The sequence below is a fragment of the Nocardia sp. NPDC088792 genome, assembly GCF_044750615.1.
In the GTDB taxonomy this organism is placed as follows: domain Bacteria; phylum Actinomycetota; class Actinomycetes; order Mycobacteriales; family Mycobacteriaceae; genus Nocardia.
Genome location: NZ_JBIVKC010000006.1, coordinates 673,741 through 695,040, shown reverse-complemented (window position 1 = coordinate 695,040; position 21,300 = coordinate 673,741). Strand labels below are relative to the sequence as shown.

Below are 21,300 nucleotides of genomic sequence, written 5' to 3'. Positions count from 1 at the left end.
ATGCGCGTGCTCGTCACCGGGCATCAGGGTTATCTGGGCACCGTCATGGCGCCGCTGCTACAGCAGGCCGGTCACGAGGTGACCGGCTTGGACATCGGGTATTTCGCGGACTGCGTGCTGGGCACGGCCCCGGCGCAGCCGCCCACGCTCACCGTCGATCTGCGGGATGTGCGCGCGGATCAGCTCGCCGGGTTCGACGCGGTCGTGCATCTGGCGGCGCTGTCCAATGATCCACTGGGAGCGCTGGCCCCGACCATCACCTACGACATCAACCATCACGCCTCGGTGCGGCTGGCCCGGCTGGCCAAGGAGGCGGGCGTGCGCCGGTTCCTGTACGCCTCCACATGTTCGGTCTACGGCGCGGCGGGCGACGGCCTGGTGGGTGAGGACGCACCGCTCAAGCCGCTGACCCCGTACGCGGAGTCCAAGGTGCGCGTCGAGGATGATGTGGCGGCGCTCGCGGATTCCGGCTTCACCCCCGTATTCCTGCGCAATGCCACGGCTTTCGGGTTCTCCCCACGGCTGCGCGCCGATATCGTGCTCAACAATCTGGTCGGGTACGCGGTGCTCACCGGGGAGGTGCGGGTGCTGTCCGACGGCACGCCGTGGCGCCCGCTCGTGCATGCGCAGGACATCGCCCGCGCGTTCGCGGTATGTCTCGAAGCGCCGGCGCCCGCGATCCATTGCCGCGCGTACAACGTGGGCACCGAGACCAATAACCTGACCGTCGCGCAGATCGCCCAGGCGGTGGTCGACACCGTGCCCGGATCCACGCTCGTGATCACGGGCGAGGCGGGCGCCGATCCGCGTTCCTACCGCGTCGATTTCTCCGCCGCCCGCAGGGATTTGGGCTACGAGGCGCAGTGGAGTATTCCGGACGGCGCGGCCGAGTTGTATCGCGAGTACACCGCACGCGGCCTCACCACGGAGGCGTTCTTCCAGCGCTTCACGCGCCTCGCACACCTGAAGTCGTTGAAGGAGACGGGAGTTCTCGACGACGAACTGCGCCGGGTGAGGATCGGAGCGTGAGGCGGTCAAGCCCGCGGCGCGAGGCGATGGGCCGCGATCAGTTGCCGCCAGGAGCCCGCGCCCGCGTCGCGCTCCGAGACCACGGTGACCGGCTGCGGCCATTCGATGGCCAGCTCCGGATCGTCGTAGACCACGCCGAGGTCCTCGGCCGGATCGTGCGGCCGGTCGATCCGGTAGCAGACATCGGCCACCGGGGTCAGCGCCTGGAAGCCGTGCAGGAAGCCCGGCGGCACATAGAGGTGCCGGAAGTCGATGTCGTCGAGCTGGAATGCCTGTTGGCGGCCGAAGCTCGGAGAGTCCGGGCGGATGTCCACCAGCACGTCGTGCACCGCGCCGTGCGCGCAGCGCACCAGCTTGGCCTCACCGCGCCCGGCCCGGCCGTGCATGCCGCGCACCACGCCGCGGTAGGACCGCGATTGCGAGTCCTGCACGAAAGTCGCCGCCAGGCCGGGGATCCCGAGGTAGTCGTCGAAGACGCCGGCGTCGAAGGTCCGGGTGAACAGGCCCCGGCCGTCCCGGTAGGGCTGCGGCGTCAGCAGCAGGACGTCGGCCAACTCGGTCGGTTCGATGCGCACCAGGCCATGGTGCCATGAGCGGCGGGCGAATGCGCGAGTGTCGCGGATGCGGAACCGGGCCGCTGGTCCGGGTGCTGGATCTGGGGAAAATGCCTGCGGCAGATGACTTTCCGGCCGTCGACGCGATTCCGGATCTCACCGAGACCGGGCATCCCCTCGGTATGGATCTCTGCCGCACGTGTGGGCTGGCGCAGCTCGCCGAGGACGATACGGTCACCGCCGAGCCGCGTGCGGTGGAACCGCAGGCGCTGCGGGATCAGGCCGACGACGCCGTGTCCAGAGTCGCGGCGGCGGGCTGGCTGCGCGGCCGGACCGTGCGCGAGTTCGGCAGTCCGCACGGTGGCAGCTGGCTGTCGCTGCTGGGCGCCCGGGGTTTCACCGAAACCGCGGATCCCGCCGACGTCGTGCTGGACTGTTTCGGCATCATGCACGAGCCCGATCAGCGGGCCGCGTTCGCCCGGCGGGCGGCGGCGACCGCGCCGGGCGGCGTACTGCTGCTGCAATTCCATTCACTGCACACGATCGTGGCGCAACAGCAGTGGAATGCGCTGCGGCACGGTCATTTCGCCTACTACTCGCTGACCGCGCTGCGCGAGCTGCTGGCCGCGGCCGGGATGAGCGTGGCCACGGCCTGGGAGTTCGACCTCTACGGCGGCACGGTGCTGGTCGCGGCCGTGCACGCCCCGATCGACCCGGACGACACCGCACTGCGGATCCTGGCGGCCGAGTCGGCTGTCACGGAACCGGATACGCTGCGCACGCTGCAGGATGCGGCCGACCGGCAGGCGCGCGCGCTGCGTACCTGGCTCGAACGAGAAACCTCTTCCGGCCGTTCGGTGTACGCCTATGGCGCGGCTTCCCGCGCGGTGGCGCTGCTGCACCTGGCCGGCGTGCACCGCGGCCTGCTCACGGCGGTGGCCGATGCCTCGCCCGCCAAGCAGGGCTGCCGCATGCCGGGCACCGACGTGCCGATCATCGATCCCGCCGCACTGGTTGCCGCGCAACCGGATCGGGTGCTGCTCACCCTGCCCGACCTCCTGCCCGAGGTGCGCTCGCGGCTGCCGGAGCTGGACGGGAGGTGGGTGGTGGAAGTCCCCGGATCGCACTGAACGGCACTAGGATTCGCCCGGCACGGAGATCGCGCCGGGCTGGTAACGCGGTAAACCTGATGAGGGAATGGGGAGAGTCATGGGGAAGCAACAGCGCATGGTCACGCGCACGCTGGCGATCGCGGTCGTCGGCACCGTCGGTGTGGTGTTCGGGGGCGGAACTTCGAGCGCGGCCGTGGATGCCAGCAATTCGCTGGTGGACCAGCAGGGCCGCACCGTCGAGGCGATCGTGGCCGACACCAAGATCAACTTCGTACCGCCGCTGGACGGTAATCCGCTCACCCGGGAGTGGTTCCACAACGGCAAGGCCTGCTTCCACGTCTCCGGCGGCACCGGTGACTGGAACGGCCACATCACCATCGGCTACCAGGTCGGCTATCCGGCGACGCTGACCGGCAAACTCAATGTCCAGTACGAGACGCCGCAGCTGGAAGTCCAGGTCACCACGCCGCCGTCGCTCTACGTCTTCAACCTGATCCCGACCGTCGGCGGCGAACTCGATGTGGCCTTCGGTCCGGGCATCACCTCGGTGGACGCGGCCAATGGCGATGTCTCCGGCACCGACGGCTGCATCACCCTGGCGGGCTTCCACGGCACGGTGACCGGCGTGCTCGGCACCACCACGGTCCGCCCGTACGTCAAGCTGGTCAGCAGCACCGGCGACACCGTCATGGCCTACGGTCCGACGACCAGCAACTGAGGTGACCGGCAACTGAATCCGTTCAGTGCAGTAGATCCGGACGGCGCAACGCCGTTGCCACCGTCCGGACCCGCACCCGCTCCGCCGCGGCGCGGGCCAGCCGCCAGTCGCCGCCGAGCACCGCGCCCCGGCCGACGTACTGCGGATACTCCGAGCCGAGCCGATGGTGGAAACGCAGCATCTCGGTGAGCTTGCTGACCGTCGAGGTATTGCTGCACAGGTTGAAGCTCGAATTGCGCCAGGCCGCGAGCACTTCCGCCATGCCGAAGAACAGGCCGAACGCGCTCACCCGGGCGAACAGGTCCACATCCATGGGGAACACCAGATCACCGCGGAAGCCGCCCACCCGGTCGAAGTCCTTGCGGCGGAAGGTCGCCGCGGCGGTGGGCCCGAAATCGGCGGGGCCGCGCCGCACGATCACCCGCATGAGGGCGCGGACGTCCTTGGGGCCTAGTAGATCCGGTAGCCCGAGGCCCGATTCCTCGATCTTCCCGTCCTCGTCGATGACCTGGAACCGCGACGAGCAGATGGCGATCCCGTTATCGCCCAGCACCTCCAGTTGCCGGTCCAGCGCGCCGGGCAGCAGGATGTCATCGGCGCACACCACCTTCACGAAGCGGCCCGCGGACAGCGAGACGGCCTTGTTCCAGTTCTCGCCGATGGGCAGCGTCTCGTCGTTGCGGTGCACCCGCACGCGCGGGTCGTCGAAGGATTTCGCGATCTCGCCGGTGTCGTCGGTGCTGGCATTGTCCAGTACCAGGATTTCCATCTCGGTGTCCTGGACCAGAATCGAGCGCATGGTGGCCTCCAGGGTGCGCCCGGAATTGAAGGCCGGGACACACACCGAAAGGTTGTTCATTACTCCCCCTGAAGTGCTGCACTGCCGGTAACAGGTGCGGGCCGGTTCCCGTCATGCCCGTCCACGAGCCCGTATACCCGCTCCAGACCCGCGCGCCCGGCATCGATCTGCTCGACCGCCTTGCGCTGCAACGTATCCCGCAGATCGGGTGCAGCCTCCCACAGCTGCCGGATCGCACGGGTCAGTTCGGTTTCGAGGTGCTCGGAGTCGAGATGCACGATGCGCAACCCCGCGCCGGCCGTCTCGGCCTCCGCGGTGTTCGCCTCGAACATGTCGGCCAACCCATAGAACTTGTCGTCGTAATACTGGGACGCCGTTACAGCCACCGCCGGAATGCCTTGGGACAGTGCGAATACCGCCAGATGGTAGGCGCTCGTCACGAGTACCCGGCAGCGGGAGACCTGCCGCGCGACATCCTGCGCGGTGCCCGTGCGGGCGATGACCGGCCGGGTGCGGTGCGCCCCGCCCAGCAGTGGCAGGGTGTGGCGGCGGTCCTCGTCGTCGTATTCGGAGATGATGAGCGGGGCCAGCGCGGTGCCCAGGGCGCGGCCCTCGCGGCGCACCACCTCGCCGAGGGTGTCGCGGGCGGCATTGCTCACCTTGGAGTAGTCCGAGATGCGCAGGCACAGGCCCAGATCGGTGCCGATCTCCGGACGCCGCAGGCGGTAGGCGAATTCGACGGCGTCATCGCCGGTCACCAGGATGCGATCGGAGCGCACGCCGGCCTGCTCGAGCAGTTCGGGGCCGCGCAGGCCCTCGCGGACCGCGATGAGATCCACGCCCGGCAGCACCGCCGCCGCGCGGCGCAGCAGCTCGGGATCGCGCATGGGGCCGAGGCCCTGGCCGATCATCACATTCGGAATGCCGTGCTGCTGCGCGGCTTCCAGCAGGTTGAGGGTCCGGTGGGCCTGGTACTTGTCGATATCGGTCATATAGCCGCCACCCTGGGCAATGACCAGCGACGAATCGGCGACCGCGGCGGGGACCGGCGGCAAATCCGGCATGCCGTCGTCGCGCTCGGGCCGTGATTCGCCGGTGAGGGCGCGCATCCCGTCGCGCACCCGGTCGCGTGCCTCGCGCAGATGGTGTTTGGGCACTTCGGTGAGCGCCCGCCAGTGCACGGCCGCGGGACCGGTGAGGTGTACGGCGGCGGCTCGATCCAGCCGGCCGGGCACCCCGCCCGCGCCCCATCCGCTGCCTCTGCCCCATTGCCCGCCGCCGTAGGCGACCACCGGTTCGGCCTGCGGTAAGAGGCCGTTCAGTATGTGTGGCTGGTCGGTGAGCATGCCGATGCGCGCGTGCGGCCAGCGCTCGCGTAACCGCTCGACGGTCATCACCATCATCGCGATATCACCGCGATTGCGTAGCCAGTACTCGCCGTTGTCGATGAGTACCCGCAGTTTCCCGGCACCGTCCCCCGCGCCAGTTTGCCCCACGCTCGATTCCTTCCGACGCCCGGTTTGACGAGCATGAATTCGCAGGGAATCTATCGCACCGCTGTGGCTGTGCGCTACACCGGACAAATGCGGCAGGGCCGCGAAACGGCTTCATTCACAAGATCATCCGAGTTCCTGGGAGTTCGCTGTGCGCCGGCTTCAGCTGGGCAGCAGGGGCAGATCCATTTTGCTGCACAGCCAGCGGCCGTCCACGTAATCCATGGCCATGCCGATGGATTCGCTGCGCTGGTTGGCGTCCTTGCCGTTCACGGTATCGACCAGGTCGAAGTTCCCGGTGAACTCGTAGTGGGTGCCGCTACCGGAGGTGACGACACATTTGCCACCCGTGGAACGGGTGTGCGTGCCACTCTCCAGCAACATGCGCATGGCCGGAAGCACCCCCTGCAGCTGGGATTTCCAGTCTCCGGTGGCGCCGGCGAGCACCTTGGCCTGCCAGCCGTCGCCATTGCCGTAGTCATAGGTATTGACCAGCTGCCCGTAATCACACGCGGCCTTGATCGCGGCATCCTGGGACGGATTGTCCTTACCCGCCACGATCGCCGGCGCTCCCCCACCGGCATCGGCCGCCCCGAGCTTGAAATGCAGCGCACCGGTGCCGAATCCGATACCGATGGCGGCGGCCAGCACCACCACGACGAGCGCCGCCGACAGCAGCCATCGACGCCGCGAGCGGCGCCGCGGCACCGCCGGAGGCGATGCGTGGGAACCCTGGATCGGCGGCGCGGCAGCCGGTCCCGAGACGAAGTGCGGTGGCGGCGACGCCTGAGTGGGTGCCGTGTCCCAGCCGGCCGGGCGGGCGTCCTGGTTGGGCAGACCCGAGGATTGGACAGGCAGGCCCGGATTACTCCACGGATGGGTCGGGGCCGCGAGCGCCTGGGCCGCGGCGGTGGCGAGTTCACCACAGCTCGCGTAGCGCTGCTCACGGTCCTTGGCGAGGGCGCGGGCGATGACCGCGTCGAAGGCGCTGGGCACCGCGTGGTTTCGCTCGCTGGGCCGCGGGACGGGACCGCTGAGATGACCCGCCACCAGCTGGGCGGTGGATTCTCCCGGGTAGGGCAGTTCGCCGGTGAGCATGTGATAGAGGGTGCAGCCCAGGGCGTAGACATCGGCGCGGCGATCGACATCGGACCGGAGTTCGAACTGTTCGGGCGCCGCGTATTGGAAGCTCGCGTACATCTCACCGGTTCTGGTGATACCCGTGGTCTGGTCGAGGGCCTTGGCAATGCCGAAGTCCGCCAGGTAGACCCGCTGATCGGGCCCCCATTCCAGCAGGATATTGGCCGGTTTCACATCCCGGTGCAGCACGCCCGCACGGTGTGCGTGGTCGAGCGCGCGGGCGGTCTCGCCGATGATGCGGACCGCGTGGTCCGGGCGCAGCGCGCCCTCGCGCAGCACTGCGGACACATCGGTGCCCTCGATGTACTGCATGGCCATCCAGAGCCGATGCTCGGCATTGCCGCGCGCGTAGACGGTGACGATGTTCGGATGCGCCAGCCGCGCGGCCGTATCGGCCTCCCGCAGAAATCGCGCACGCACCTCGGGATCGTCGGCCTTGCCCGGCGCGAGCAACTTCAGGGCGACCGATCGCGGCAGGTCAGGGTCGCGCGCGAGATAGACCTCGCCCATCCCGCCGACTCCGAGCAGCCGTTCGACCTGATAGCCCGCGAATGCCTGCCCCGCTGAGAGTGTCCTCCCCAAACCGCACTTCCTCCGACCGCACTGCGCTGCCGATCACCCTAACCCACATGTACGCCGCTCCGGACGGGTCAGTTCGATTGCCGCGGGCAATCATTCGGCCGGCACCGGCCGCCCGGTCGATTGCGGAGCGATAACCCGCCCCGCCGCGCGCGGTGACATACACTTGCGCTGCAATGGCGCTCGGGCCGTGACCATCGGCCCGGTTCTGTCTGTGACGAACCCGGGGGTGAGGGTTTTGGCGCAACCGCTTCGGGTGCATATGACGGGTTCCGAGTGGTTTTCGGCGGCCCCCGGCGGACTGAATCGATACTTCACCGACCTGTACACCGCCCTCGCACGCGAGCCCGAAATATCCGTTACGGCAAAGGCATTCGGCGCCGCACCGGATGGCGCGGCCAGCTGGGGACCGACCGGCGGCTCGACCCTGCAACGGGCACGGGCGGCCTACCTGGATCGCGCGGACCTGCCGCGCGGGGCGGTCCTCGATCGCCATTTCTCGCTGTACGGGCCGTCACCGGTCCGGAATCCGCTGGTGGTGCACTTCCACGGCCCCTGGGCCGCCGAGAGCCGCATGGCCGGCGAGGGTGCGCGGGCGGTGCGGGCGAAGTACCTCCTCGAACGCCTGCGCTACACCTTCGCGGATCGGTTCGTCGTGCTGTCCCAGCACTTTCGGCAATTGCTGATCCACGACTACCGGGTGCCCGCGGATCGGGTCCGGGTGATACCGCCGGGCGTCGACCTGGACCGCTTCCCGGCGACCGAGCCGCCCACCGCTCCCGGCACCGTGCTGTGCGTCCGCCGATTGGAGCGGCGCATGGGTATCGATGTGCTGTTGCGCGCCTGGCCCGCGGTCCGGGCCGAGCAGCCGCACGCCCGCCTGGTGATCGTCGGAACCGGTACTGCCGAAACGGAATTGCGCGGTCTGGCGGGGGATGATCCCACCATTTCCTTCACCGGTGCCGTGCGCGATCGAGACCTCACCGAGCTGTATCGCCAGGCGGAACTGACCGTGGTGCCATCGCTGGCGCTCGAGGGTTTCGGGCTCATCGCGCTCGAATCCCTGGCGGCCGGTCGCGCCCCGATCGTGTCCGACTGTGGTGGATTGCCTGATTCCATCCGTGAATTGGATGCGAGCCTGATCGTCCCGCCCGGCGGTACCGAGGCCCTCGCCGCGCGGATCACCGCCGCCCTCGCCGGCGCGCGACCCGATCCCGGCCGGTGCCGCGCCCATGCGGAGACCTTCGCGTGGCCGATCGCCGCCCGCCGGCACCGCGACCTCTACGCCGAGCTCGTGAGCCTATGACACCGCCCGGGGCGAAACCATTGCGGGCGGTCTTCCTCGCGCATACCGCCGCGCCCTCCGGAGCCGAACTCGCCACCCTGCGCCTGGTTTCGGCCATGCCCGCGGGCCGGACCGCGGTCGTCTATACCGAGGACGGCCCCATGCTGCGCCGGATGGCCGAGCGCGGCATCGAAACCCGCGTGGTGCGCAATGATTTCGACTCCCGCGCCATGACCATCGACAAGGCCGGGGTAGGCAGTCTGCTGCGCGGCGGGCTCGGCCTGCTGCGGCTGGGCTGGCGGCTCGGCGCCACGATGCGCGAGCTCGGGGCCACCGTGCTGGTGGCGGGCAGCAGCAAGGCCATGCTCATGGGCGCGGTCGCCGCGCGCCGGGCCGGTATCCCGCTCGTCTGGCATGTGCACGACCGGATTTCCGCCGAGTACTTCGGCCAGTGGCTGGCCACCGCGGTCCGGCTGCTGGGCTGGCTGGCGGTGGACGGCTACATCGCCAACAGTCGCGGCACGCTCGCCTCGCTGTATACCTGGCGCCGGCGCGCGCTGGTCGCCTATCCGGGGGTCGAATACCGTTCGGTGAGCGAAGAGCCCGAGTCCGGTCGCCGTGAACAGCGCCCGGCGGCGGAGACCGTGGTCGTCGTGGTCGGCCGGCTCGCACCCTGGAAGGGCCAGGACCTGTTTCTGCGGGCCCTGGCCGATGTGCGGAACCTGCCGCGCGAGGTTTTCCTGGTGGGCGGCACCTTCTTCGACGAGCAGGACTACCGCCGGGAGCTCGAGGTCCGCGCCACCGCGCTGGATCTCCCGGTCATCTTCACCGGCCACGTCGAGGATCCGGAACCCTATCTGCACGAGGCGGATATCCTCGTGCACTGCTCGGTGCTGCCGGAACCCTTCGGTCAGGTGGTGGTCGAGGGCATGCGGGCCGGCTGCGCGGTCATCGCGACCCGGCCGGGCGGGCCGGAGGAGATCGTCGAGCCGGGTGTGAACGGGCTGCTGGTGGACGCCGGCGAGCGTGCCCGGCTCACCCATGCACTGGACACCCTGATCGCCGATCAGGAGCTGCGCACCAAGCTCGCCGCGGCCGCCCGGGTGCGGGCCCGTGATTTCGATGTCGCCGAATCGGCGCGCCAAGTCACCGAGTTCCTCACGACGGTGCCGGGAAAGCGGTGGCGCCATGGATGATCCGACGGAACAGCTGCCGGTCTACGAGCCGCCCACCACCCCGATGCGGGCCCCGGACAAGCTGCGCAGACTACGCCGGATGCGGCACGCCATCCCGGACGTCGACCAACAGGACGAGGCCTTCGACCACCAGGCGGGCGGCCTGCTCGGCCACTCCGCGACCGCCGACGCCGCATCCAACGCCCCGCCACACCACGATGGCGAACCCGGAATCGCCCGTGGCACACCGGCCTTCGATGAGGAACTGGCCGCACGGTATGCCGCGGGTACCGGCGGCCCGGTCGATCCCGCCTTCTACGGCGACCCGCGCCCCGGCGATACGGGCGCCTATCCAATCATCGGATCATCCGCTGACACAGCGGCTTTCAACGATCGACACACCCACCACCGTGACGCCACCGGTGCATACGCCCCGTCCGGCACCACCTCCGAACCCCCCGCGGTACCTGCCCCCGTGGTTCATGGCAGGCATCGTAAACCCAAGAAGAACGGTATGGGCGGGATCGCCGCCATCATCCGCGATATCGGCCTGGTGACCTTCGGCAAGTACGGCCAGTACATCATCACACTGGTCACCGTGCCGCTGCTGGCGCGCATGCTCGGACCGCACGGCACCGGTCTGCTCGCCATCGGAATGTCCTCGTACTTCATCGGTTCGCTGATGGTGGATCTGGGCGTCACCTCGTTCCTGGCCGCCCGGGTGCACGCCGACGACGCCAGCGATGCCGAGATCAACGGCCTGCGCGGCACCTATCTCGTCATCCGGGCCACCACCCTGTGCCTCATCGGCGCGGCCTTGCTGGCGAGTCTGGCATTCGGGGTGTCACCGAAGCTGCATATGGTGCTGCTGGGCCTGTTCGCCGGCGGCTTCTGGTCGATCTCGGAGGACTGGCTGCTCATCGGCCAGGGCCGGTTCGGGTCCTCGACCATGTATCAGGGTGTGGGCCGCATTCTGTATCTGATCCTGCTGGTCGCCCTGTTGCCGCGCTTCCCGAGCGCCTCGCTGGCCGTCCTCTGCCTGCTCGTCTCGTCGATCGCCACGGTCGCCCTGACTTGGTGGGATTCCTTCCGCCACTACGGCAGACCCGCCAGACCGCACGGGTTGAAGGCGGTATTGCGCATGGCCGCACCGGTCTTCACCTCGCGGCTGCTGGTCACCGGCTACGGCCAGGGCTCGGCCGCGGTGTACGGCGCGGTGCTGGAGGCGGCCTCGCTGGGCCTCTATTCGGCCGGGGACCGCCTCGTGCGGGCGATCCAGGCGACGCTCGATCCCATCGGCTTCGCCCTGCTGCCGCGCATGGCGCGCCGCGGCACCCATGATCAATTCTGGCGCAATTCGATTCAGGCGCTGGCGGCCTGCGTGACGCTGGCAAGCCTGGCGGTGATCTCGGTGTGGACGCTGGCGCCCGTGCTCATCCACCTCATCTACACCCGCGATTTCGACGGGGCCATCCCGTTGCTGCGGGTGGAGGTGCTGATCCTGCCCGCCACCACCGTGACCTCCTATGTCACCACCGCGATTCTGCCGGTCAAACGGGACACCATCGGGGTGCTCGTCGGCGCGATCATCGGTACCTGTGTCGCGCTGTGCGGACTGGCCATGGCGGTGCGCACGCAGTCGGTGTGGGCGCTGGTCTACGGCACCGTTTCGGCGGAAATCAGTGTCGCGCTGTGGTACATCATCCGGATGCGGTGGCTCGTCGTGCGCGAACGTGCGCAGCGCCGCAGGGCGGTCGAACCGGCCGCCGTTCTGATCACCAAGGGGGACTTGGCGTGAAGATGCTCTTCGTCGGCGACGATTGGGTGGGCAGCAATGCCCGCTCCCTCGCCGATGGGTTCCGGCAGGCCGGGCACGAGGTGGTGGTGATCGATACGACACCGGTCACCCTGCCCGCGCGGCTGTCGCCGCCGTGGGTGTACACCAAGGTCGCGAAGCAGCGGGCGCCCTGGAATGTGGCGGCCCTGCATCGCGATATCGACAGCGCCGCTGCCGCATTCGCCCCGGATGTACTGTTCGCCTTCAAGGCGGTGCATCTGGATCAGCAACGGCTGCTGGACACTCCGGCCCGGCTGCACGTGCACTACAGCCCCGATGACGTATCCAACCCGTACAACACCAGCCCCGCTTATCTCGCGCACGAATCGCGGTGGGATCTCATCGTCACCACCAAGCAGCACAATGTCGAGGAGCTGCGGGCGCGGGGCGCGCGAGCCGTGAAATTCGTTCGTAGCGCATATGATCCGGCGCTACACCACTTGACGGCGCGGCGCCGGGCGCGGCGGTTCCTGGTCGGCTTCATCGGCGCGGTGCGCCCCGACCGGGAAGACCTGCTGGTCGCGCTGGCCCGGAAACACCACGGCGACATGCTGTTGCGCGGGCCCGGGTGGCGGCGGGTGCGCGCACTGTGGCAAACCGGGGCGCAGGTGGGCGGCGCGGTCTACGGTGAGCATTTCTCCGCCGCGGTCGCCGCGGTGACCGCGAACCTGGTGCTGCTCAACTCCGACAACCGTGACACCCATACCTGCCGCACCTTCGAAGTGCCCGCCGCCGGCGGGCTTTTCGTGGGCGAACGCACCGCGGAGCATGCCGAACTGCTCCAGGACGAGGACGAATGCTTGCTGTTCTCCGACCACGACGAACTGCACGAGATCCTCGCCCGGTGCGCCGCGCATCCGGAGCAGGCGGCCAAGGTCGCCGAGGCCGGTTATCGCCGGATCACCGGCGGCGGGCACCGGTATGCCGACCGGGCCCGCGAGATCACCACCGCGCTCGGATGATTCGGCGGTACGAACCGGTGGGATGGCGGCGGACAGCAGGTAACAACCTGCCCCGAGGGACTGACATATACGTGATGGAGGACAGCTGATGGCCCCCGCACAATTGGAAGTCTCCCTGGTCGCCGGTGCGCTGGCGACCATTGTCGTGGCCGCGATGTACCTGCCGGGCGTGGTCCGGGTATTCCTGATCGCGCAGTCGGCGCACTGGTCGCTGTCCTATGTGGGGCGGCCGGTGGTGCTGCTGTGGGTGCAGCCGACCCCCAATTACGGTGACAATATCCCGGATCCGCGGCTGGCCGATTACGGCTACGACGGGGGCATCGCGATGGTGCTGCACCCGGTGGTGTTCGGGCTGTGGGTGTATGCGGGGCTGATCGTCGCCTATGCGGTGTGGTCGCGGCTGCGCGGCCTCGATCCGGCCGCCCGGCCCGTACCTTTCGCCGGCAATCCGGAGTTCACCGGGACCCTGGTCGTGCTCTACGCCATCGGCACGCTCGGGCGGTTGGCGGCCTATGCCACCGGCACCTCGGGTAAGGCCGGGGAGCTGGAGAGCCCGAGCCCGATCATCAACCTGGTCACCATCATGGCCACCCTGGGCGCCATCGGGCTGATCGTCTTCTATCGCAACGACAGTGCCCGCACCACCATGCTCGTGGTGGGTGTGCTCACCGCCGGTGAACTGGTGTGGACGGCGATCGTGCAATCCAAGACGCCCATCATGGGCGCCGCCCTGGCCATCGCGGTGCGCTTCGCGCTGACCGGCTGGAACCGCGTGAAAGTGATCGGGGTGCTGGGGATCACGGGCGTGGCCATCGGCGGCTTCGGCTGGCTGCAATCGCTCAAGACCGATGCGGCGTCCAAGGCCGAAGCCGCTCAGGTCGATTCGCAGTACCCGGCTATCGTGCACCCGTTCCTGAGCATGCTGCGCCGCTTCGATCTGCTGGAGGCGGCCACCGATGCCTGGTTCGCCGGGCCGAACTCCTGGCTGTCGCCGAAAGATGTTGCGGTGCACGCCTTCCAGAGCCTCATCCCCACCCAGCTGCTGGGAGCGGAGAAGTTCCGGTCCGGCGCGGCCTGGGCCGAACAGGTACGCGGGCGGTCCGTGGACATGTCGACGGTCGAGGTGTCGCTGGCCGAGGGCAATATCAACGAAGGCTATGTGCTGGCCGGCTATCTCGGGGTGGCGATCGGGGTGACCGTCACCTTCATCTCGCTGCTGCTGTTCACGCGCGCCCTCTACAGCCGCTACCTGGCGGTGGCCATCCTGGGTTTGTCGGTCATCGAGGTGCCCGTGCTGTTCGAGCGCGGCGTGCTCGGCACGGTCGAAATGCTCGGCAAATACCTGCAGGCCGTCGTGGTGGCCTGGCTGGTCTATCTGATCGTCGGCGAATACCGCAGACGGGTGCGAGAGCTGTCGGGGGTACCGCTACCACCCGGGAAAACGAGGACTGCGCAATGGGTTTGATCGACTTCTGGCATCTGTTCCGGCGGCGCTGGCCGATCGTGGTGGCGGCGGTGCTGGTCTGCACGGCGGCGGGGGTGGCCTACGCGCGCACGCTACCGACCGTGTACACGGCCTCCAGTTCGGTGTACGTGTCCATGGCGACGGGCACCTCGGTCAATGACTCGTATCAGGGCGGGCTGGCCGCGCAGCAGCGCGTGCGCACCTACGTGGATCTGGCGACCAGCGTCACCGTGGCCACCTATGTGCACGATCAGCTCGGATTGTCGGAGTCGGTGAACGATCTGCGCGGCCGCATCACGGCGGTCGCGCCACCGGCCACCACCATCATCGTCATCTCGGTGCAGGACTCCACCGCCGCCGGCGCACGCATCCTGGCCGACCAGGTGGTCTCGCAGTTCCGCGCCCTGGTCTCGAAGCTCGAAGTCACCCAGGACAATGCCGCGCCGGCCGCGCGCGCCGAGGTGATCGACGCCGCGCAGACCCCGACCCAGCCCAGCGCACCGCAGAAGAAGCGGTACTACATCCTCGGTCTGCTGGCCGGGCTGGTGCTCGGGCTCGGCGCGGCACTCACGCGCGACCGGCTCGACAAGCGGTTGCACACCTCCAGCGATCTGGAGGCCATTCTGCCGGTGCCGATCCTGGGCATCATCGATGACGGAAGGCCCGGTGCGGCAGGCGAACTGCGGCGGCTGCGCACCCGGCTCACCGAGGATCCCGAACGCCATACCATACTGCTGACCTCCCTGTCGCCCGAATCGGAACCGGATGTCGCCATCGGGCTGGCCCGCACCTTCGCCGATACCGGCGCGCAGGTGGTGCTGGTGGATGCCGACACCAGCGGTCGCGGCTCCAGCCGCCGGGTGCCCGCGGGGTCCGGGTTCGGGCTGGCGGAATTGCTGCGCAACAATGCCGATCCCACCGCGGTGGTCTCGGACTGGCCGGAGACCGGCATCGCCGTACTGCCCATCGGCGGCATCGATCTGAACACGCCGGATCTGCTCGACTCCGAGCGCTTCGGTGAGATCCTGGCCAAGCTGACCGCCGACTTCGACCACGTGATCGTGGAGGCCGCGCCGGTGACCGCGGCCGCCGACGCCATCGCGCTGGCCCGCCGCTGCGATGCCGCCATCGGCGTGGTGGAGCTGGGACACACCACCGTCCCGCAAGTGCGCGGCGCGCTGGCCACTTTCGGGCGCGAGAACAAGCGGCTCATCGGTGCGGTGGTGATCTCGCGCGCGCCCAGCGGTTTCCGGCATGCGGTGCGGCATCCGCTGACACTGGTCCGGCGGTGACGATGCACGACGGGGGTACCGGAGATGACAAGCCGGGAGCGCGCCTGCGGCGCAGGCGCATGCTGTCCGCGGGCTTCGGGGCGGCGGCCGTCCTGCCGCTCACCGTGGCCTGTGGGGCCAAGGATTCCGGCAGCGGTCTCGAGTTCCGGTCCCCGCACGTGACCGATCAGCCCGCGGCCCGCAATATCCGGGATTTCGGCGCGGTCGGCGACGGGAAGGCCGATGAGACGGCCGCCTTCGCCGCCGTGGCCGCGGTCGGCGACCGGCCGCTGGTCATCTACATCCCGGCCGGGCAGTACAACGTGAAAAGCTTTCCGGCGCTGCCGGATTACGCCACCGTGCTGGGTGACGGCGCGGATGTCACGATGATCAACTACGACGGCAACGGCACGCTCATCGAGTTGCAACGCCGGCAGCGGGTCCGGTTCTCCCGCATCGGCTTCTACCTGTCCGGTCCCACCGCCACGGCGGTGCGGCTCTCGAACTGCTTCCGCTGCACCTTCGATCAGGTGGTGCTGCGCGGCAATCATCTCAGCGACAATGCCCCGCGCTTCGTGCAGCAGCGTGGGCTGGTGCTGGATCAGAACACCGGCGGCACCGCCGTGATCAATTGCGATATCAACAACTTCGGCTACGGGCTCGTCACCTCGTGCATCCAGAACTATGTGACAGCCTCGAAGTTCACCAACAACCACATCAGCGTGCTCGGCACCGGCGGCGATCACAATGCCGGATTGGCGCTGGCCAATGTGGAATTCGTCTCCGACACCGATCCCAGGACCACCGACCGCCACATTCTGGTGGACGGCCCCGCCAATGACTGGTGGCTGACCAATGTGTGGTTCGAGGGCGCCGACACCGCCCTGTCCATCGGCGGCAGCGCGGGCGGGCCCGCGCAATTCGGGATGGTCAACTGCAAGGTGGCCGCGCGCTCGGTGTGCCTGGACCTGATCTACTGCCGGCAGCCGTATCTGGCCAATGTGCAGTTCGATCCGGATCTGAACGCACCGCCGGTCGAGGTGCGGGTCGACAGCAAGAACGTGCCCGAGGGCACCGCCATCAATCTCGTCTCCGGGTCGTTCGACGACGTCGATCCGAAGGCCTTTCCGGACGGCTGGCATGTGATCGGACGCGGGGCGATTCACGGGGCACGGTTCGCGGGCACCACGGTGGCGCAGGCCACCACCGCCGATACCGACATCTTCCAGGCGCAGGATCCGGGCGGGGGCGTACAGTCCGCCATTCTCGGAAGTGGCGCCTTTCTATCCGATCGCACCGAAGGGGGAGTCGTGCTGAAGGATTCGGCAGGGACATATTGGCGGCTGTCGGTCGACACCGACGGCTCGGTCAAGACCTCGTCGCTGGGCAAGCAGCGACCGCACTCGTGAGTTCCGGTCTCGCGCGGAGACAGCTGGGTCCCGCCCAATTACACGGCTGCACGATGGTGCTGCGCCCGCCCCGCTTCTCCGATTTCGCGCAGTGGCGGCGATTGCGGCTGCACGACCGCAAGCTCATCGAGCCGTTCTGGCATTCCTCACCGCTCACCTGGGCCGAGCGGCATACCGAGAAGCATTGGGTGCGTGAGGTTCTCGAAACCCGCGCCTTCGCGCGCGAGGGCAAGCGGCTGGCCACCGTCATCGAGATCGACGGGCGTTTCGCCGGGCAGGTCGAGATCGGCAGCATCGATCCGCAACTCCGGCAGGGCGAGATGGGGATCTGGCTCGACGCCGCCCTGGCCCGGCACGGATTCGGCGGACTCGCAGCGGGTTTGATCCTGGACTTCGGCTTCGACACGCTCGGCCTGGAGCGCATCATCGCGCCCATCTCGCCGGCCAATATCGCGGCCGCGGCCGGGGCCATGGAACTGGGATTCGTGCCCGAAGCCCGGATGGCGCAGCATTTCGACGTGGGCGGGCAACGCACCGATCATCTGCTGTACGCCATGACGCGGGAGGAACTGCCGCCCAAGGGATTCACCGATATGTGGGTCGAGCGCATGCTCGACCGCGACGACGAACCGCCGCGGCTCGGGATCCCCATCCTCTACGAAACACCCGGCACCGCGGCCATTCTCGGCGTCTCCGCGCGCTTCCGCGCCGGGCAGCTGCGGCGAGCGGCCCAGCGGGTGCTGCCCGCCGCCCCGGTGCACCTACCACTGCCCGGCTATCCCGGTGCGCGCCTGCGCAGTCCGCTCGTATCGACCGGTCTGCGCTCCGCCGACGGACTGCTGTTCCACCTCGAGGTCGACGGCCGCAGGGCCGGGGAGGCCCGGCTGCTCGATATCGACCTGTTCGATCGCCATGCCCGGATGCAGATCCGGGCCGATCCCGCCCGCGCCGACGACGGCGTCCGCCTGGCGGCCACCTGGGCCCTGCTGGACCATGCGGTCCACGGTCTCGGACTGTTCCGGGTGTACTCGGCCATTGCCGTCGAGGACACCGAATCCGCAGCGGTCGCCGCACGCGCGGGACTGCTAGAGGAGGGAATCATGCGCAGCTACATCGGACTCGACGGACACCGCGGCGACCACGCCTTGTGGGCCGTGACGGCCGGAGGTGAGCACCGTGCGTAAATTCGCTCGCAGCAACAAGATCCAGGACCGGCTGCACCAGCTCGTACCGGGCGGGGCGCACACCTATGCCCGCGGCGCGGACCAGTATCCGGAGGGCATGGCCCCGATCCTGGTGCGCGGCCACGGCGCCCGGGTGTGGGATCGCGACGGCAACGAATACGTCGAATACGGGATGGGGCTGCGCTCGGTCACCCTCGGGCACGGGTACGCGCCCGTGGTGGAGGCGGTCGCCCGGACCATTGCCGACGGGGTCAGCTTCTCCCGGCCCACCGAGCTGGAACTGCTTGCGGCACAGGATTTCCTGGACCTGGTGCCCGGCGCGGACATGGTGAAGTTCGCCAAGAACGGCTCCGATGCCACCACCGCCGCGGTGCGCCTGGCGCGCGCCGTCACCGGACGCGAGACGGTGGCCGTCTGTAATCAGCCGTTCTTCTCGGTGGACGACTGGTTCATCGGGACCACCGACATGAACGCGGGCATCCCGACCGTCTCGACGGTGTCGTTCCGCTACAACGATCTCGGCTCGCTGGCCGAGGTGCTGGAATCGGAGCAGGTGGCCTGCGTCGTGCTGGAACAGGCCACGGCGCTGGCCGAACCGCAGCCCGGATTCCTGGAAGGCGTACGCGGCCTGTGCAACCGGCACGGGGCGCTGCTCGTCTTCGACGAGATGATCACCGGATTCCGATGGGCCGCGGGCGGAGCCCAGCAGGTGTACGGCGTGCGGCCCGACCTGTCCTGCTGGGGCAAGGCCATGGGCAACGGTTTTCCCGTCTCGGCGCTGGCGGGCAAGCGTGAGTACATGGAGCTGGGCGGCCTGCGCACCGATGCGGACCGGGTCTTCCTGCTCTCCACCACGCACGGCCCCGAGACCGCCTCCCTCGCCGCCTTCCGTGCTGTGGTGCACGCCTACCGGACCACCGATCCGGTCGCGCGCATGGAGGCCGCGGGCCGCCGCCTGGCCGACGGCGTGAATGCCATTGCCGCGGCGCTGGGTATCGCCGATCACCTCCAGGTCGTCGGCCGCCCGTCCTGCCTGATCTTCCTGACCAAGGACCCCGACGGGAACCCCTCCCAGCCCTATCGCACTCTCTTCCTCCAGGAACTCCTCGAGCGCGGCGTCCTCGGCCAATCCTTCGTCACCTCCGCCGCCCACACCGACGCCGATATCGACCACACCATCGACGCCTGCCACGACGCCGCCACCGTCTACCGCAAGGCCCTCGAAAGCGGCACCGTCGAAGGACTCCTCCGCGGCCGCCCGGTAGCCCCGGCCCTCCGCCGCACCGCCGCCCCCCGCCGCCTCCCGGACGGAGCGGGCCGTTGACCGCGCGCCGGATTGCCATCGTGCACGAGCGGTTCACCGAGTACGGCGGCTCGGAGGCGGTGATCGCCGAGTTCATGAAGACCTGGCCCGGCGCGCCGGTGTTCGCGCCGATCGTCGAGGACGACTGTGCGCGTGCCCTTTTCGCCGCCGTTCGGGACGGATCGCCTGCCACCGAGGTGGCTGCCGTGCGCGATACGTGGCTCTCCCGAGCGCACATCGCGTCCGGGCGGCGGTCGCATGCGCCGTTGCTGCCGTTCGTGCCGCGGGCGCTGCGTGGGCTGCCGTTGCGCGGGGAGTACGACGCGGTGGTGATCAGCCATCACGCGTTCGCCACGCAGGCGGCGCTGGCGACGGATGCACCGGTGATCGCTTACGTGCACAGTCCGGCTCGGTGGGCCTGGGACAAGGAGTTTCGGCAGCGGGAGGCCGGGGGGCGGGCGGGGCAGCTGGCGCTCACCGCGCTCGGGCAATTGGCGCGGCGCAGTGAGTTGCGGGCGGCGCCGCGGTTGACGCATGTGGTGGCCAATTCGCAGGCGGTGGCCGAGCGGGTGCGGGATTGGTGGGGGTTGCCGGCCTCGGTGGTGAATCCGCCTGTGCGCGTGGAGCGTTTCGCGCCGGATCCGGCGGTGGAGCGGGAGGACTTCTTCCTGTTCGCGGGGCGGCTGGTGCCCTACAAGCGGCCCGATCTCGCCATTGCGGCGGCGCGGCGGGCCGGAGTGCGGCTGGTCGTGCTGGGCGAGGGCAGGTTTCGCAAGCAGCTGGAATCGCTTGCGGGGCCGGAGACCACGTTCCTGGGGGCGGCCTCCGACGAGGTCCTGCTCGATATGTATCGCCGCTGCCGGGCCTTGCTCATGCCGGGGATCGAGGACTTCGGCATCGTGCCGGTGGAGGCGATGGCCTGTGGCGCACCGGTGCTGGCGGTCGGTGCGGGCGGCGCCCTCGACACCGTGATTCCGGGCATATCCGGCGAGCACGTGGCGCCCGGCAGCGACGAGGCGGTAATCGCCGGATTCGCCCGTATCATGCGGGAATTCGACCCCGCGGCGTACCCGCAGGAGACCATCCGCAAACATGCCATCGGCTTCTCACCGGAGGTGTTCCGCAGCCGGATTGCGGACATTGTGTCGCGCAACTGCCGCTGAACGACTATTCATGGAATTCGACGCATTTCGTGAGTAGCGAACAGCATGGACAGCGGAACAGGGTGAGGCAGTGGGAGGCGGGAGCGTGGGCCGGGCACTGGTGACCGGCGGCGCCGGCGATATCGGCCGCGCGGTGGCCCGGCGCCTGACGGCGGCGGGATGCGAGGTGATCATCGCCGATCTGGATTCGGATGCGGCGCAACAGCTCGCGGACGAACTCGGCCCGACGGCCGCTGCCTGCCACCTGGATCTCGGCGATCCGGACAGCATCGATGCGGCGGCGACCGCCGTACTCGCGGGCGGCACGCTGTCGGCGCTGGTGCACTGCGCGGGCGCGGCCATTGTGGAGCCCTTCCTCGACAGCAAGCCCGAGCACTGGGATCTCATGCTGCGGGTGAACCTGCGCGGCCCCATGCTGCTCACCCAGCGACTGCTGCCGACGCTGCAGGAAACCGCCTCCGCGCGCGTGGTTTTCGTCTCCTCGGACGGCGCCCGCGCCGGCGCCGCCGGGGAGGCCGCCTACGCCGCGTCCAAGTCGGGCCTGTTCGGATTCGCCAAATCGCTGGCCCGCGAGGTCGCACGGCATGATGTGACCGTGAATGTGGTGTGCCCGGGCCCGATCGAGGGCCGCATGGTCGCCCGCACCATGGCGGACCACCCCGGCAATCTGGACGCCCTGCAGCGCGCCATCCCCATGAAACGTCTCGGACAACCGGAGGAAGTCGCCGCCCTCATCGCGTGGCTGGCGAGCCCGGAAGCCAGCTACATCACCGGCCAGCTGATCAGCGTCAGCGGCGGCATCACCATGCACTAGGAGCGGCC

General features: G+C 69.0%; 18 protein-coding genes. 14 read left to right on the top strand and 4 right to left on the bottom strand.

The window, feature by feature from the left end; translation table 11 throughout:
• A complete protein-coding gene (locus ACIP5Y_RS39480; RefSeq protein WP_400357912.1) occupies window positions 1-1,029 on the top strand; it encodes an NAD-dependent epimerase/dehydratase family protein in 1,029 nt (342 codons plus the stop codon).
• Window positions 1,030-1,034: 5 nt separating this feature from the next.
• Here the strand turns inward: ACIP5Y_RS39480 and rfbC are convergent, their stop codons facing one another.
• Window positions 1,035-1,604: a dTDP-4-dehydrorhamnose 3,5-epimerase gene (gene rfbC / locus ACIP5Y_RS39475; protein ID WP_400357910.1), complete on the bottom strand. Its 570-nt coding sequence runs from the start codon at window positions 1,602-1,604 to the stop codon at window positions 1,035-1,037.
• A 29-nt stretch (window positions 1,605-1,633) separates the two neighbouring features.
• Here rfbC and ACIP5Y_RS39470 point away from each other — a divergent pair, with 29 nt between their 5' ends.
• On the top strand, window positions 1,634-2,713 hold the full coding sequence (locus ACIP5Y_RS39470) for a class I SAM-dependent methyltransferase (protein ID WP_400358083.1): 1,080 nt from the start codon (window positions 1,634-1,636) through the stop codon (window positions 2,711-2,713).
• A gap of 79 nt (window positions 2,714-2,792) precedes the next feature.
• Complete coding sequence (locus ACIP5Y_RS39465) at window positions 2,793-3,413, top strand: MspA family porin (RefSeq protein ID WP_400357908.1); 621 nt, start codon at window positions 2,793-2,795, stop codon at window positions 3,411-3,413.
• A 22-nt stretch (window positions 3,414-3,435) separates the two neighbouring features.
• On the opposite strand, the gene ACIP5Y_RS39460 is transcribed toward ACIP5Y_RS39465, so the two are convergent.
• From ACIP5Y_RS39460 to ACIP5Y_RS39450, 3 genes are all read right to left on the bottom strand, one after another.
• Window positions 3,436-4,272, bottom strand: a complete 837-nt coding sequence (locus ACIP5Y_RS39460; protein WP_400357906.1) for a glycosyltransferase family 2 protein — start codon at window positions 4,270-4,272, stop codon at window positions 3,436-3,438.
• A complete protein-coding gene (locus tag ACIP5Y_RS39455; RefSeq protein ID WP_400357904.1) occupies window positions 4,272-5,708 on the bottom strand; it encodes a polysaccharide pyruvyl transferase family protein in 1,437 nt (478 codons plus the stop codon). The genes ACIP5Y_RS39460 and ACIP5Y_RS39455 overlap by 1 nt, the downstream gene beginning before the upstream one ends.
• A 159-nt stretch (window positions 5,709-5,867) precedes the next feature.
• Window positions 5,868-7,427 (bottom strand): serine/threonine-protein kinase, encoded by a 1,560-nt coding sequence (locus ACIP5Y_RS39450; protein WP_400357902.1) that lies wholly within the window; start codon window positions 7,425-7,427, stop codon window positions 5,868-5,870.
• 259 nt (window positions 7,428-7,686) lie between these two features.
• On the opposite strand from ACIP5Y_RS39450, the gene ACIP5Y_RS39445 reads away from it, so the two are divergent.
• From ACIP5Y_RS39445 to ACIP5Y_RS39395, 11 genes are all read left to right on the top strand, one after another.
• Window positions 7,687-8,730, top strand: coding sequence for a glycosyltransferase family 4 protein (locus ACIP5Y_RS39445; protein WP_400357900.1), 1,044 nt, complete (start codon window positions 7,687-7,689; stop codon window positions 8,728-8,730).
• Complete coding sequence (locus tag ACIP5Y_RS39440; protein ID WP_400357898.1) at window positions 8,727-9,905, top strand: glycosyltransferase family 4 protein; 1,179 nt, start codon at window positions 8,727-8,729, stop codon at window positions 9,903-9,905. The genes ACIP5Y_RS39445 and ACIP5Y_RS39440 overlap by 4 nt, the downstream gene beginning before the upstream one ends.
• A 493-nt stretch (window positions 9,906-10,398) precedes the next feature.
• The gene (locus tag ACIP5Y_RS39435; RefSeq protein WP_400358081.1) at window positions 10,399-11,682 is read left to right on the top strand and encodes a lipopolysaccharide biosynthesis protein; all 1,284 of its coding nucleotides are present in this window, start codon (window positions 10,399-10,401) and stop codon (window positions 11,680-11,682) included.
• Entirely contained in the window at window positions 11,679-12,683 is a 1,005-nt protein-coding gene (locus tag ACIP5Y_RS39430; RefSeq protein WP_400357896.1) for a glycosyltransferase, read from the top strand. Before ACIP5Y_RS39435 ends, ACIP5Y_RS39430 begins: the two co-directional genes overlap by 4 nt.
• Before the next feature lie 88 nt (window positions 12,684-12,771).
• A complete protein-coding gene (locus tag ACIP5Y_RS39425; protein WP_400357894.1) occupies window positions 12,772-14,148 on the top strand; it encodes a hypothetical protein in 1,377 nt (458 codons plus the stop codon).
• Complete coding sequence (locus tag ACIP5Y_RS39420; protein WP_400357892.1) at window positions 14,139-15,440, top strand: Wzz/FepE/Etk N-terminal domain-containing protein; 1,302 nt, start codon at window positions 14,139-14,141, stop codon at window positions 15,438-15,440. The genes ACIP5Y_RS39425 and ACIP5Y_RS39420 overlap by 10 nt, the downstream gene beginning before the upstream one ends.
• 2 nt (window positions 15,441-15,442) lie before the next feature.
• On the top strand, window positions 15,443-16,828 hold the full coding sequence (locus tag ACIP5Y_RS39415; RefSeq protein WP_400358080.1) for a glycosyl hydrolase family 28-related protein: 1,386 nt from the start codon (window positions 15,443-15,445) through the stop codon (window positions 16,826-16,828).
• Window positions 16,825-18,012, top strand: a complete 1,188-nt coding sequence (locus tag ACIP5Y_RS39410; RefSeq protein WP_400357890.1) for a GNAT family N-acetyltransferase — start codon at window positions 16,825-16,827, stop codon at window positions 18,010-18,012. The genes ACIP5Y_RS39415 and ACIP5Y_RS39410 overlap by 4 nt, the downstream gene beginning before the upstream one ends.
• Entirely contained in the window at window positions 18,005-19,336 is a 1,332-nt protein-coding gene (locus tag ACIP5Y_RS39405; protein ID WP_400357888.1) for a glutamate-1-semialdehyde 2,1-aminomutase, read from the top strand. The genes ACIP5Y_RS39410 and ACIP5Y_RS39405 overlap by 8 nt, the downstream gene beginning before the upstream one ends.
• Window positions 19,333-20,478 (top strand): glycosyltransferase, encoded by a 1,146-nt coding sequence (locus ACIP5Y_RS39400; protein WP_400357886.1) that lies wholly within the window; start codon window positions 19,333-19,335, stop codon window positions 20,476-20,478. The genes ACIP5Y_RS39405 and ACIP5Y_RS39400 overlap by 4 nt, the downstream gene beginning before the upstream one ends.
• A 70-nt stretch (window positions 20,479-20,548) precedes the next feature.
• Window positions 20,549-21,292 (top strand): SDR family NAD(P)-dependent oxidoreductase, encoded by a 744-nt coding sequence (locus ACIP5Y_RS39395; RefSeq protein WP_400357884.1) that lies wholly within the window; start codon window positions 20,549-20,551, stop codon window positions 21,290-21,292.
• Window positions 21,293-21,300: the final 8 nt, after the last annotated feature.

Bases quoted from the DNA above. Each gene is read 5' to 3' on its own strand.
- ACIP5Y_RS39480 (WP_400357912.1), top strand. From the start codon at position 1: ATGCGCGTGCTCGTCACCGGGCATCAGGGTTATCTGGGCACCGTCATG.
- ACIP5Y_RS39470 (WP_400358083.1), top strand. From the start codon at position 1,634: ATGCGCGAGTGTCGCGGATGCGGAACCGGGCCGCTGGTCCGGGTGCTG.
- ACIP5Y_RS39465 (WP_400357908.1), top strand. From the start codon at position 2,793: ATGGGGAAGCAACAGCGCATGGTCACGCGCACGCTGGCGATCGCGGTC.
- ACIP5Y_RS39460 (WP_400357906.1), bottom strand. From the start codon at position 4,272: ATGAACAACCTTTCGGTGTGTGTCCCGGCCTTCAATTCCGGGCGCACC.
- ACIP5Y_RS39445 (WP_400357900.1), top strand. From the start codon at position 7,687: ATGACGGGTTCCGAGTGGTTTTCGGCGGCCCCCGGCGGACTGAATCGA.
- ACIP5Y_RS39440 (WP_400357898.1), top strand. From the start codon at position 8,727: ATGACACCGCCCGGGGCGAAACCATTGCGGGCGGTCTTCCTCGCGCAT.
- ACIP5Y_RS39435 (WP_400358081.1), top strand. From the start codon at position 10,399: ATGGGCGGGATCGCCGCCATCATCCGCGATATCGGCCTGGTGACCTTC.
- ACIP5Y_RS39425 (WP_400357894.1), top strand. From the start codon at position 12,772: ATGGCCCCCGCACAATTGGAAGTCTCCCTGGTCGCCGGTGCGCTGGCG.
- ACIP5Y_RS39420 (WP_400357892.1), top strand. From the start codon at position 14,139: ATGGGTTTGATCGACTTCTGGCATCTGTTCCGGCGGCGCTGGCCGATC.
- ACIP5Y_RS39415 (WP_400358080.1), top strand. From the start codon at position 15,443: ATGCACGACGGGGGTACCGGAGATGACAAGCCGGGAGCGCGCCTGCGG.